Genomic DNA, 12949 nt, shown 5'->3' with positions numbered 1-12949 from the left:
TTTACCAGTTCGCCCAGATTTTTAATTTCATCCAGTTGATGAAATCTCGTGACCAGCGAAGCAGTAGGTTGGTTTTACCAACCGTAATTTTTCCAACACCTTGCATACCTGGGGTCAGGGCAGGGGGAGAATCTAACCAAGCAGCCTCAACTTTAAAGCCATTCACATTACTTTGAACAGAAGCGACTGGTGTAATACGGGTAATACGAATAGGGAAAGTTTGATCTGGCAAACCTGTCAGTTTTAAATTTCCCTTTTGATCTTTTTCAATCAAGTGAATGTCTTTATCTGCCACATGTAAGATCACTTTATAGGCATCTTGTGATGCAATCTGGAAGAGTTCCTTACCATCTTCAATAGGGGTTCCAATTTGTTGAATCCAGTCTCCATCAATAACTGTTCCTGTTATTGGGGCGGATACTCGGGTTTGATTGATCTTTCTTTGTAGTGTTTGGATTTTGGTTTCTTGCTGTTTAATTTGATTTGCGGCTAAACCACTATCTGTTAAATTTTGATCTGCCATTGCGATGCGAAATTGATGCTGTGCTTGATCCAATAGGCTTTGTTGTTCAGCCAGTTGAATTTTTAAATCGGTATTATCGAGTTGAATTAAGGCTTGGTCTTTTTGGACTTTATCTCCAGGACGAACAAATACCTTTTCTATAAAACCTTGCGTTGGTGCAGGAATAATCCAGCGAGTTTTACCTTCAACATTTAGGTTGGCAGTGACGAGTTTGTCGACAGGAATTAAGGTGATACAGAGTAAAAATAAGATGATAAGACTGGTGAGAATTTTCCAAGTATAGTGGCCATCTGAACTGTATTTTTTGAATAAATTACGACTAGATTGAAGGCTATGGCCAATTAAACTCTGTTCTGATTGATACCAATGTTGAAGTAGTGGCTGAATTAAATCACTGTTACTTTTTAAATAGATACTTAACTCTGCTTGAGTATTTTGGTGTTCAAACGCGCGGTCATTTGCCACAAGTATTGCTTGGATCTTTCCTTGGTTAAAAATAGGGTAACCAAACCAACTATGCTCATGTAATTCATGTTGTAAAAATAAGGTTTGCAACGCAATTTCATTTAATTTTTGCATATCGGCAGCGCCTTTTTCTGTCCAAGACAGCTCAGACGAGACGATCCATTTGACTTTATGTGGGCCTTCGACCATTAAATAATTTAGTTGAATGTTCGTATGCTGGGGAAACCGATGCCGAATATAACTTGTTGTTTGATTAATCCATTCTTGTGCGGCAACCCTAAATTGGTCTTGATTCACGACGTGAGCAAAAATCTCAAGTAACTGTTCTGCTTGAAAAGCGTGCTGTAGTTTTTGGCTTTGCTGTTCGTAGAATAACCAGCCCATACTGGTACGTATTAGTTCCAGAGTGACTTCATTAATAGGAGGAGCTATTGATAGGCCAATAATAGATGATGTATTGGAATATGTTAATAAATAGCCAATGATGTAAGTCGACTCATTTTTTTGAATAACAACTGGCTGTTCTGCTGTTAATTGAAGTTTGAGTGATGCCCATAACTCCTGTAGCTTCTGATCCTGAAAAGCATGCGTACCTAGATCGATTAAATTTTCAAAGCATATATCTAATACATTGACGTTTAAACGCTTTAAGTTAAGTATCCAAATCTGAATAGAATTAGGTAAGTCATTCATTTTATTATTGAGCATGGTTGTAACTTAATTCTGTAGAGTAAGGGAGGGATGGAAAATTTGATCAAGATCAAAAATTTCTTGTTCTATCAATGTGCCTGTCGTTATTTTTAACTTGAGATAGTTTTGCCATGCTTCATACCATGCAGATACGCGTTCTTGTCTTGCTTCAAAATATTTGGCTTGTGCTTCTAAAACCTCAGCATTAACACGCATGCCAACCTCATATGCCCGTTTGTTGGCTATCCATGCTTTTTGAGATGAAGATTCAGCATCTTGCATGCCTTTGGTTTTTGATATAGCAGCTAGCGAGCTGTAAAAGTTATCCAGCATTTGGGCTTTCTGCTTTTGAGTCGTTAACAATAACTCATTTTTATTTTTTTCTAATGACGCTTTTTGCTCTTTAATTTTGAAGTAGTTTTCGGAATTATACATCGGAATGTTTAATTCAAGACCATATAAATAATCTAAGCCATTCTGTTTATTGGTAAATGCGGAATCTTGAGAGTCAAAATTTCGACTCATTTTCGCGGAAAAATTAAGTACAGGATATTTTTCAGCTTTGGATTGTTTTATTTCATTTTGAGATACTTTTAAGTTTAGCTCAGAGATTCGAATTTGATGATTATTTGTCAGCAAAAATTGGTTATATAAGGATTGATCCCCATAGGATAACGGTGGCAGTGTTTCAACGGGAATCTTATTTTTAGTAAACGCAACGTCATCTGTACCTATAAATTCAGCCAGAATACTTAATTCTTTATAGATCTCGAAATTGGTACTTTGCTCTTGACTTTGTAAGGTTGAAAACTTGGCTTCTGCTTCCTTTAGATCGGTAATGGACACCATACCTTGATTAAAGTTTGCAATTGCCATTTGCTTTTGTTCTAGAACCAAAACTTTTTGTTGCTGTATCAGTTCAAGTTTGGACTTTAGGCTGAGTATTTTAAAATACTGGTCTACAATATTCTGCAATAATTCGTTATAGCTCACTTGGAATTGTTCTAAAGAAATTTCTTCCCCAATTTTGGCTGTTGAAATCGTTTCATCTTGTATTTTATTGTAAACAGGTATTGAAAACTGTATTGCATAATTACGTACACGGTAATCTATTTCACTTTGCCCTGGGCGTTTATTTTGGCCCATTTTTTCTTGAGCACTGAAATTAATCTTAGCCTCTTTACTTGCTCGCGCCTGATTTAATTTTTGCTTGGCTATTTCCTTTTGTGCTTCAGCGAGAGGTAAATGAGGAGAATAGAGTTTTGCTTTCTGGAAGAGTGTAAATAAATTATCTGCACAGGCTTGCTGTGTAAACAAGATTGTTGCCATTGCACAGAGGAGACTTTGTGTAAAAAAATGTCGGTTTTTATTCATGATGTAATGAATTGTATGTTTTTGTAATTTTTGCATAAAAATTAAGAATTGAATAGAGGGCTTTATAAAAGATTTACTGAAGCTATGATCGTAGATAAATTTTATGAGAATTCTTCACCATTAAATTAATTTGATACTTTGATTGTTTATTATTTTTAATAAAATATTTAATTTTTGATTGTTTTAAAGACTAAAGTGTTGTAATTGGAGGGGGATATTAAATTTTTTATTTAGTGGCAAACTCCATATTTTTATTTTATCAATTTGGATTCTATTAGTGGGTGTTTTTCAACATCAAATTTCTGTAAGGGTTTATTCATCTGTATAATCTTTAGATAAGTAAACCAGCATCTAAAACTTATGAGTGCAACTAATTACCTTCCTTTAACAATTTGGTTGAATCTTGGTTAGGTATGGTATTGTGAATTAAGCTAAGGCCTATACTAAAAGTCTTTAACTTTGTGGGTCAAAGAGGGGTAATTTTGAATTCTGATACAAATAAAATCTGATGTTATTGCTATAGTTTAACTAAGGCCATCTCTAGAAAATATCTAAATTTATATACCGGTATACAGACTTAACTAGTAATAGGCTGGGATTTTTATACCTATTGCATAACTTTATATGCCAACTTATAGCGTTATTTTCTGTATATCGCTTCCTGAGTGGATTGCACTCTCTAAAATTTAGATGGTAATACTATTCTGTGAAACAGTATTACCATCTAAAGACAAAAAATCTGGCTTTGTATAGAGCTTAAGTCAGAATTACGGAATTGATGTTATTAAACAATTTTCTTTGTTTACCTATCCAATCTAAGAGTTAATGGTCATACAAATATCATAATGTTTTTTCATAAATTTTTTAATAAGCTCTTTCTTTTCGGCTTTGCTTTTACCCATTTTCTCCTGGTAAGCCATTGTTAACAATGAGTTATAATAGCGGTAATTTTGTGTAGAAAGTCTCCCCATTCCATATACAATGTCTAGATTTTCCCTACTTTCCTTCAATGTTTTACCTGTAGTCCGCCATCCCATAACTTCTCCAGCCACGTTTGCATGTTCTAAACATGCTTGATTAGCTGCCTGAACCGTTGTCACTGTAAAGTAAAACAAGACAGATAATAAAATTTTAATTAAATTCATAGGTTGTTCTATTTTCTAGCCGCTTCGCACATCATTAAGTTCAATTGACCAAATGCTTTGGCACGTTCTTCCTTAATCTTTTCCGTTTCACCTACTGAACTTTCCCAAGCGAACTCCAGCATCTGATTAACATATTCATGTTCAAGTTGGCTTAGTTTACCATTAGCATATCCTTGATCATTAGCCGTTTTATATGCTGCCTTAGAATTCTTGTTATCCTGGCGTAACTGCATTATTGCTTTAGCTAAACTTGCCACTTCATTACAATCTTCTGCAAGTTTATCAGCCCCTTCAATTGGGAATGGCGTTGGGTTTTCTGTTGGCATCTGTACTTCTGCATCAGCCGTAGTTTTTCCTGGTGGAAGTGTTTTGCTACAACCAGCCAAAGCAAGCATTAATCCAATTATTAATAATTTTTTCATGTTTTACCCATTTTCTAATGTTTAAAACCCCATACCTTAGTCGGGATGTTTAAATTTGTCACGAAATTTTAATTAAATAGAAAACATTGTTTTTTATTAAAAATAATATGTTTTTGCATGTAAACTTAACCACTTGATAAAATAAATAGATCGAGAATATTTAAGCTAAGAGTTTTTTTGTAGATGGTTACAACAGGTTCAGTAACGATTTGGGTAAGTGCTGTTCACTTGTCATGCCTTACTCTCATTCCTCATCCGCCACATAAACAGGCGACATCTGCCTGGCATCAAGAGGCTGCTTGCAACAATCACAAGTTAGGCTTGGGCTGGTCACATGCCCACAGCTTTTGTGCAGATAACGCAGCTCAGGAAATTGCTTATTTTCATTCTGCCAAATATTGCCCCATGTACTCATGGTGACAATAATCGGATATAGCGCTAAACCCTTTTCAGTCAGCTTATACTCATAACGCTTCGGTGCTTCGTGATACAGCACTTTCTCAAAAATCTTGTGCTCCACCAAGCGGTTAATACGTTCGGTCAGCAAATGACGGGTGATGCCCAACTGCTTTTGAAAATCATCAAAACGACGGGTTTTCATAAAAGCATTACGAATAATCAGCAGGGTCCAACGGTCGCCAAAAATTGACAAAGTCCGTGCAATTGGACAATTCATTTCACCGAGTTCATGCCATTTCATCGCAATACCATCTATATGTCTTTACAGGAAGCAGGCTGTCATTTTAGGACAACTTGAACGATTAAGATATCCGCTTTATTGACAACTTATCATAGCAGCTATATTTTTCAATTAAGTTCTTTTTTGGAACTTAATATTTTGAGATCTATTCTTGAGGTGAGTTATGTCTGCGTCAGCGTTAAAAGAAAAATCAAAGCAAAAGATACCTGCATCATTTCCAGTCCGCCGTATGGATTATGAATTTCAGGATATGCCTAAATATTGGTGTAATGATGAGCCAACCTTTACTCATTATTTCACGGGACTTTCCACTCTATTTCCTGAAGGAGAGTCTTACTTTGTCCGTTCAGTCAGGGCTTTGCGTGACCAAGTCAAAAGTAACCCACAACTGGATCGTGATATTGGTGCATTCATTGGTCAGGAAGCCATGCATTCCAAAGAACACCATGCCTTTCATGTTAGTGCACAACAATATGGGCTAGATCCTGAATCATTGGAAAAAGCGACAGGCATCATCCTCAAAGCGATTGAACGAACTTTCCCGAAAAAGTGGAATCTCTTGGTGACGGTTGGGCTGGAACATTACACCGCAGTACTGGTGGTGGAGATGATGAAAAACGTCAATGAATTAATGACCGATACTACCATTCGAAATCTCTGGCTGTGGCACAGTGTGGAAGAAACCGAACACAAAGCGGTTGCCTATGATATGTATGAATATCTCTATGGCAAAGGGCTTGATGCCTATATCCCACGGGTTGCGATTTTTAGCCTGAGCTTGGTTCTTATCACAACCTTCTCGAATGTCTACCAAGTGGTATTGATGTCCAGAGATAAGCAATTACTCAATCTAAAATCGTGGGCTAAATTTGCAGGCTTTACTGTGCAGGCCTATCGAAAATTGGTGCCACAATTTTTTTCTTATTATCGTCGTGACTTCCATCCCAACGATACCGATGAGTCTGACATCGTGGCAAAAACCAAAATCAAAATTGGCCTGTCTCCTGAGCAGTCGACTTTCGTGCATTAATAAATTGTAGAGAAAATCATCTACATGAATGCATCGCCAAAGGGACAAATATCTGTAAGATAAGTGCAGTGAGCGCCAAGCTGCTCACTTATCACCGAGATGAATTCAATAAAAAATGGATAGATAACAATGAGTACAGTGGTCTTACATCAATGGGAAATTTCACCGTTCTGCAAAAAAGTCGCACGCATGTTAGCGTTTAAAGGCATTCCATTTGAAACTGTAAATTATAACGGTGTATTGGGGGCCAAAGTCCCAATGTTGAGTAAAGTCGGTAAAGTCCCTGTGCTGGACATTAACGGACAACGCATTCAGGACAGTACCCGCATTGCGCGTTATTTGGATGAAGCTTATCCAGATTTGCCACTTTTATATCCTGTAGATCCACTACAAAAAGCCTATGTCGAATTGTGGGAAGACTGGTCCGATGAGTTGTTATATTTCTATGAAGTGTATTTTCGGGTCAGTGATGCTGATGCCTTGAATCAAGCGGTGGCCATCAGTGCAGAGGGTCGTCCCAAGCATGAGGTTGTACTGATGAAACCTTTGCTCAAGGCTGCTTTGAATATGCAAGTGAAGATGCAAGGTACGGGGCGAATGGCAAAGGCTGATATCGAAGCAGAATTTACACGGCACTTAGAACGCATTGAATTGGTATTAGGTCAAACGGGTTGGCTGGTTGGCGAAGTCAAAACCATTGCCGATATTGCAGTCGGTTCTCAACTGTTAGAAGTGATACGCACCAGTAAAATCTGGGGGCCAAAAATTAACAGCTATCCGCATATTCAGCATTGGATACAACAATTATGAATCAGGTCGATCAAGCTCCAACTCAGCCAACAGGGATTGTCGTCGTGATTGGCGTTGGAGCAGAACAAGGCATTGGTGCAGCGGTGTGTTGCCGTTTTGCCCATGAGCAATTCAAAGTTTATGTGGTGGGGCGAACGCTCAATAAAGTTGAAAAAGTGGCTGCGACAATTAATGGTCAAGGTGGGCAAGCAGTGGCTTATGCACTGGATGCTGAAAATCAGCAACAGGTCCAGACCTTGTTTGAGCATTTAAGCGATCAGCCAGAAGCATTGGCAGCAGTGATCCATAATGTGGGGGGGAATATTCCTTCGATCTTTTTACAGAGCAGTTTAAAGTTTTTTAGCCAAATGTGGCGTTCGACCTTTTTATCTGCGGTATTGGTGGCGCAGCGTAGTTTGCCCATTTTTCAAAAACAACAGCAGGGCAGCTTGATTTTTACTGGTGCCAGTGCCTCATTGCGCGGGAAACCTTTTTTTGCTGCATTTACCATGGGTAAGTCTGCGCTGAGAAGCTATGCCTTAAATTTGGCAGCGCTATATCGTTCTCAAAATATCCATGTGGCGCATGTGGTGGTAGATGGCATGGTCGATGGTGATCGTGTCAATAAAGCCTTATGGGGCTTGGGGCGGCTGGCGCGGTTAACTCGTGGCACAGGTGGTTTAAATATTGAGGCAATTGCCGAAAATTACTGGATGCTCTATCAGCAAAATGCTGACTTATGGACGCATGAATTGGATCTACGTCCTTATCAGGAGAAATTCTAAGATGAGTAAGTTGTTACCACAATGGTTTAAATCCAAACGAAAAACCAAGGGCTGTATTGTGATTGTGGGCAATGATGTCCAGCAACTCAGCCAACTTTTTGCTGAGCAAGTTCAGTGCGATGCTCTGCCTGTTTATCAACTGCAGCATGATGCGATACAAACACAGCCAAAAATTGAAGTTCAAGCGGAGGGGCTGATCGCTGTTCGACTCAATCTACTTGATGCTGCTTCGCTAAAAAGTGTTATGCAGCAGATTCAGAAAGCAGGGCATTTTGTCGATTTATGCATTTTTCAGCCTGACTTTGTGCTACCTGAAAATAGTCATGCATTGTCCGCTGAACAGCTTGAGAACTATTGGCAAAACACAGGTTTAACGGCGGTGAGTATTGCCCAAGCTGTAATTCGGCAGATGCTGCCGAAACAGCAAGGCACCTTGATCTTTTTAGGGACTCAGCAGCCCGTCGAATCGGAGCAGGATTTATTTAGTCAAAGCATGTCTGCCAGTATTCGCGCTTTAGCACAGTCCTTAGCCAGAGAGTTCCACCCCAAGGGCATTCATGTGGTCTATTGTGTGGTGCCACATTTGCAAAATGAAAACAATGAATTAATGCAATCATTGCAACAGACCTGTTGGCATTTGTACCAACAACCTAGGTCGACATGGAGTCAGGAACTGCGCTTAGGATTATAAAATCATGCGCATTCAATCGTCGGGCTGAAATGTGCCATAGAGCAAACGGATGATGTTTGAAATTTCCGTTTCATTAATGGCAGCATAACCAAAGCGGATATGAAAATGCTCATTAGATTGCTGACCTTGCTCCGAAAAATGCGCTTCGGCATCAATATGCAATTGATTCAGTAGCTCGGCATATTCAGCACGATAGGGAAATTTAAATTTGACCCATAAGGCCATACCCCCCAATGGTGAGTTGATTTCGACCTGATCTTTAAATACCGCTTGCAAGCGACCCAGCGCAAAGTCGCGCCGTTGTTGATAAACCTTGCGCATCTTGCGGATATGCCGTTTGATTTCCCCCTGTTGCATCAGTTCCGCCATCGCCAGTTCAGTGATGATATTGCCTTGTTTATCGATCAATAAAATATCCTGATTCATGGCGTGGATGATGTCTCGATTGGCGACCACATAACCAATTCTTAGGCTTGGGGCAAAGACCTTGGACAGTGAACCAATATGAATCACCTTTTCTGCATGCGGTAAGCTGATCAGCGGTGGAATTGGGCGGCTGTCATAATGAAACTCATGGTCATAGTCATCTTCAATAATATAAAAATCAAAAGCCTTCGACAGTTCCAATAGTTTCAGGCGTCGATCCATGGCCATGGTTACGGTGCTGGGATATTGATGATGTGGGGTGGTATAGATTGCAGCCAGAGCATACTTTTCTAATATTTCTTCCAGATGTTCAATATCAAGACCGTGTTGATCTAGTCGAACCCGAACGATGTGATAATGATGCGATAAAAAGGTTTCGACAGCAGGTGGATAAGACCATTGTTCCACCACAATCACTTTGCGTGATGAGCTTTGTTTAGCCAGCACACGAGCCGCTAAAAAAATCCCCATTTGGCTACCACGAACCACACAGATATTGTCAACGCTGGTTTTAATAAAACGTTCCATCGACAGCATTTGCAGCAATGCCTGACGTAATTCAATACTGCCTTGAGGATCGCCATAGCCCATGATCTGAGAACGGGTCACTTGAATCAGGGCATGTCGATAAGCACGGGAAAATAATTCATAAGGGATGAGGCGCGTATCTGGAATGCCATCATTCTTAATTGCTACTAGACTGATTGTATTGGATGAAGGATTAGGTTCTGCTGCTGCATTGATCTTTTTATGTTTTAACTCAGGCAAATTCTCCGCCACAAAAGTGCCTTGGCGTGGCTTAGAGATCAACCAACCTTGTGCCTCTAAATCCTCATAAACCGACTGTACGGTTTTACGATTAATTCTTAATTCATCGGCAAGCGAGCGCGAGCCAGACAGACGTGAACCTGAGCTGAGCCGTCCAGACAGAATCTCTTCAATAATCTGATTGGCCAATTTGAGAAAGATGGTTTTTTCTTCTCGGTCTTCAAGATGAAGACGAATCTTCCATGGCTGCTGCATGCTGATCTGGACCATATAAGTTTTAAAAACTGGATATTTTAACTCATCCACTGACTTCGTATTCTGCATCTGTCCCATCCACAAATCAACCGTAGCGAGGTGGTCTCATGCAAACCGCATTACTCAGCAAACAGCAATTGATGCAAACTGCGCAGCAGAATATGAATTTGATCCAAGAGGTCAATTACACGGATCGACAGAAGCTAGCTTTGACCTGTCGTATTTTATTTGATCATGGTCATGATGCAGGCTTGGCAGGACAAATTACCTGTCGTGCCGAACAAGAAAATAGCTTTATTACGCAACGTTTTGGTTTGGGTTTTGACGAAATTACCGCAGCCAATTTATTGGTCGTGGATCAGGACCTTAAACCTTTAGATCAGCAAGGCATGGCCAATCCAGCCAACCGTTTTCATACCTGGATTTATCAGCAACATCCTGAAGTGAATTGCATTATCCATACTCATCCCACTCATATTGCAGCCTTGTCGATGCTACGTGTGCCACTTGCCATCTCGCAAATGGATACCTGTGCCTTGTATGAGGATTGTTCTTTTGTCGATGAATGGCCGGGAGTACCAGTCGGTAATGAAGAAGGCATTTTTATTTCTGAAGCTTTGGGAAAAAATCGGGCGGTGTTGCTGTCTCATCATGGTCAATTGGTGGCAGGAAAGAGCATTGAAGAAGCCTGTAATTTAGCGCTGTTGATTGAACGTGCCGCACGTTTGCAACTGTTAGCCATGTCTGCAGGACAAATCCAACCGATTCCGCATGAACTGGCAAAAGAAGCGCATGACTGGCTGTCTACCGATAAGCGTAACAAAGTCAATTTTGCCTATTACGCACGTAAGGCGTTGAAAAACCATCAAGATTGTATCGAGGAGTAAATCTCATGAAAATTGAAGGCATTATTGCTTATCCCGTCACGCCATTTAAAGCAGACGGCCAACAGCTTGACCTTGAGGCCTTGAGCATCAGTCTAAATGCATTGCTTGAATCACAATGTGATGCGATTGCACCTTTAGGCAGTGCAGGGGAAAGTGCCTATTTAACTTGGCAAGAATGGCAACAGGTGGCGCAAACCACAATTGAAGTGGTGAATCAGCGTGTTCCGGTGATTGTTGGGATTTCTGAACTGACCACTGCAATGGCGATTCAAAAAGCCAAAAAAGCAGAAGAATTGGGTGCAGATGTGATTATGGTGATTCCTGTCTCTTACTGGAAACTCACCAATCAAGAAATTTATGATTATTATCAGCAGATTGCCGCATCGGTAAAATTGCCGATTATGGTCTATAACAATCCTGCCACCAGCGGGATTGATATGTCACCTGAATTGATCGTGAAAATGTTTAATGAGATCGACAATGTTTGTATGGTCAAAGACAGCACTGGTGATATTCAGCGCATGCATAAGTTTCATGCATTGAGCCGCGGAAAATTGCCTTTTTATAACGGTTCTAATCCATTGGCGCTAGAAGCCTTCTGTGCTGGAGCAGCTGGTTGGTGTACTGTTGCGCCGAATTTGTTGGGTGACCTGCCAAAGCAATTGTATCAAGCGATTCAACAAGGTGATCTGCCAAAAGCGCAGGCGATATTTTATCAGCAATTACCTGTGCTGAGCTTTATTGTCAAAGGTGGCTTACCGAAAACAGTGAAATCAGGGCTTAACTTACTGGGCTTTTCGGTTGGTATGCCAAGATCGCCTTTGCAAGGTGCGACAGGAGCTGAAATTGAGCAGTTAAAAGGCTTGATACAAGCGGCTGTAAAATAAATAAGTTAAGTCAGGTCGACATCGAGCGACCTGACTTAAATATATTCTGAGCAGCTTAAGTTTGAGTTTGACGAAATTGACTGGGTGTAAGCCCACTCCATTTCTTAAAGGCACGGGCAAAGTTGGCAGGTTGTAGATAGCCTAAGTACAGTGCGATATCCTGTACTTCCATGTGTGGATTGAGTAACAGCTGTTTTGCCTCTTGATATCTGACCTCATCTAATAAACCCAGATAGGAATAACCTGCTTCATCTAACTTTCGTCTTAAGGTTCTGCTGGATGTATGCAAGCGCTCAGCAACGCTATCTAAACTCGGGTAGCCTTTTTGTGGCGTGAGCTGCAACTCGGTTTTGACCCTGAGTCCAATATCTTGAATGGTTTCGGAAAAACGGATTTGTTCAGCTTCACATTGGGCTAAAGCCTGCTGGAAAGCCATTGGATCTGCCATTTTGGTGGCATGATTGAGCACTAAGCTTGGATAGCGCACTTGATTTTGCGCCTGATTAAAGTGGATCAGAGGAAGTTGTGCTTGAAATCTGGCGTGATAGGGTGGTTCAGGCCAATCTACCCACAGTTCAACATCGGCAAAACGGTGATCGATTAAGCTTCGGCCTGTTTGGATAATACCAATCATCAAACATTCATAAAAAAAACGTCTTAGGATGTCTGCCTGTTCAGGGTGCTGGCTGACCACAGGATGGGTCTGCTGAATTTCAATAATCGACTGCTGGGCTTGTTCATAACAATCAATACGATAATCTTTGAGCCGCATATTAAAAAACTGACTGGCCAAGGCAATAGCATGTTTGAGCGAGGGGCTACTCATTAGTGCAAAGCCCATGGCACCATGCGCGGTTAAACGAAGTTTGAGTCCATATTCATATCCCAGACCACAGTCTTGCGCTAAGCCTAAACTGACCCATGCCAATTTTGACCATTGGATTGGAGTAATACGGGCATCGACTTGATGCAGAAGTGCTGACGGTATTTTGCTTTGGTATAGAATTTCGGAAGCAGAAAAGCCTTTTTCAACCATGATTTCTAATAATAAATGTGCATATGAAATCGGGATAGTCGCTTTGGACAAGCCATAGGGATCTTTCATTTTTAGT

Annotated in this window: 13 protein-coding genes; 6 read left to right on the top strand and 7 right to left on the bottom strand. The window is 40.4% G+C overall.

The window, feature by feature from the left end; genetic code table 11:
* Position 1: 1 nt before the first annotated feature.
* The 5 genes from B2727_RS05125 to B2727_RS05105 all read right to left on the bottom strand — a co-directional run bounded on the left by B2727_RS05125 (position 2) and on the right by B2727_RS05105 (position 5319).
* Positions 2–1696, bottom strand: a complete 1695-nt coding sequence (locus B2727_RS05125; RefSeq protein WP_033133535.1) for an efflux RND transporter periplasmic adaptor subunit — start codon at positions 1694–1696, stop codon at positions 2–4.
* A gap of 9 nt (positions 1697–1705) precedes the next feature.
* On the bottom strand, positions 1706–2995 hold the full coding sequence (locus tag B2727_RS05120; RefSeq protein WP_162180583.1) for a TolC family protein: 1290 nt from the start codon (positions 2993–2995) through the stop codon (positions 1706–1708).
* Positions 2996–3867: 872 nt separating this feature from the next.
* Positions 3868–4197, bottom strand: a complete 330-nt coding sequence (locus tag B2727_RS05115; protein ID WP_033133537.1) for a hypothetical protein — start codon at positions 4195–4197, stop codon at positions 3868–3870.
* Positions 4198–4205: 8 nt separating this feature from the next.
* Positions 4206–4619: a hypothetical protein gene (locus B2727_RS05110; protein WP_033133538.1), complete on the bottom strand. Its 414-nt coding sequence runs from the start codon at positions 4617–4619 to the stop codon at positions 4206–4208.
* A gap of 244 nt (positions 4620–4863) precedes the next feature.
* The gene (locus B2727_RS05105; RefSeq protein ID WP_033133539.1) at positions 4864–5319 is read right to left on the bottom strand and encodes a winged helix-turn-helix transcriptional regulator; all 456 of its coding nucleotides are present in this window, start codon (positions 5317–5319) and stop codon (positions 4864–4866) included.
* Between the two features lie 163 nt (positions 5320–5482).
* Here B2727_RS05105 and B2727_RS05100 point away from each other — a divergent pair, with 163 nt between their 5' ends.
* The 4 genes from B2727_RS05100 (at position 5483) to B2727_RS05085 (ending at position 8614) form a co-directional block, all read left to right on the top strand.
* Complete coding sequence (locus B2727_RS05100; RefSeq protein ID WP_033133540.1) at positions 5483–6349, top strand: metal-dependent hydrolase; 867 nt, start codon at positions 5483–5485, stop codon at positions 6347–6349.
* A 129-nt stretch (positions 6350–6478) separates the two neighbouring features.
* The gene (locus tag B2727_RS05095) at positions 6479–7159 is read left to right on the top strand and encodes a glutathione S-transferase family protein (RefSeq protein ID WP_033133541.1); all 681 of its coding nucleotides are present in this window, start codon (positions 6479–6481) and stop codon (positions 7157–7159) included.
* Positions 7156–7923, top strand: a complete 768-nt coding sequence (locus B2727_RS05090) for an SDR family NAD(P)-dependent oxidoreductase (RefSeq protein WP_033133542.1) — start codon at positions 7156–7158, stop codon at positions 7921–7923. The genes B2727_RS05095 and B2727_RS05090 overlap by 4 nt, the downstream gene beginning before the upstream one ends.
* A gap of 1 nt (position 7924) precedes the next feature.
* The gene (locus B2727_RS05085; RefSeq protein WP_033133543.1) at positions 7925–8614 is read left to right on the top strand and encodes an SDR family NAD(P)-dependent oxidoreductase; all 690 of its coding nucleotides are present in this window, start codon (positions 7925–7927) and stop codon (positions 8612–8614) included.
* A gap of 12 nt (positions 8615–8626) precedes the next feature.
* On the opposite strand, the gene B2727_RS05080 is transcribed toward B2727_RS05085, so the two are convergent.
* Positions 8627–10132, bottom strand: a complete 1506-nt coding sequence (locus tag B2727_RS05080; protein WP_033133544.1) for a PLP-dependent aminotransferase family protein — start codon at positions 10130–10132, stop codon at positions 8627–8629.
* Between the two features lie 38 nt (positions 10133–10170).
* Between B2727_RS05080 and B2727_RS05075 the strand changes: the two genes are divergently transcribed.
* Both B2727_RS05075 and B2727_RS05070 read left to right on the top strand, forming a co-directional pair.
* Entirely contained in the window at positions 10171–10950 is a 780-nt protein-coding gene (locus tag B2727_RS05075) for an aldolase (RefSeq protein ID WP_033133545.1), read from the top strand.
* A gap of 5 nt (positions 10951–10955) precedes the next feature.
* Positions 10956–11837 (top strand): dihydrodipicolinate synthase family protein, encoded by an 882-nt coding sequence (locus tag B2727_RS05070; RefSeq protein ID WP_033133546.1) that lies wholly within the window; start codon positions 10956–10958, stop codon positions 11835–11837.
* 55 nt (positions 11838–11892) lie between these two features.
* Here the strand turns inward: B2727_RS05070 and B2727_RS05065 are convergent, their stop codons facing one another.
* Complete coding sequence (locus B2727_RS05065) at positions 11893–12942, bottom strand: helix-turn-helix transcriptional regulator (protein WP_033133564.1); 1050 nt, start codon at positions 12940–12942, stop codon at positions 11893–11895.
* Positions 12943–12949 lie beyond the last annotated feature (7 nt).

This window comes from Acinetobacter sp. UBA991 (genome assembly GCF_002292065.1).
Lineage (GTDB): Bacteria > Pseudomonadota > Gammaproteobacteria > Pseudomonadales > Moraxellaceae > Acinetobacter > Acinetobacter higginsii.
This window is presented reverse-complemented; position numbering and strand designations above follow the sequence as displayed.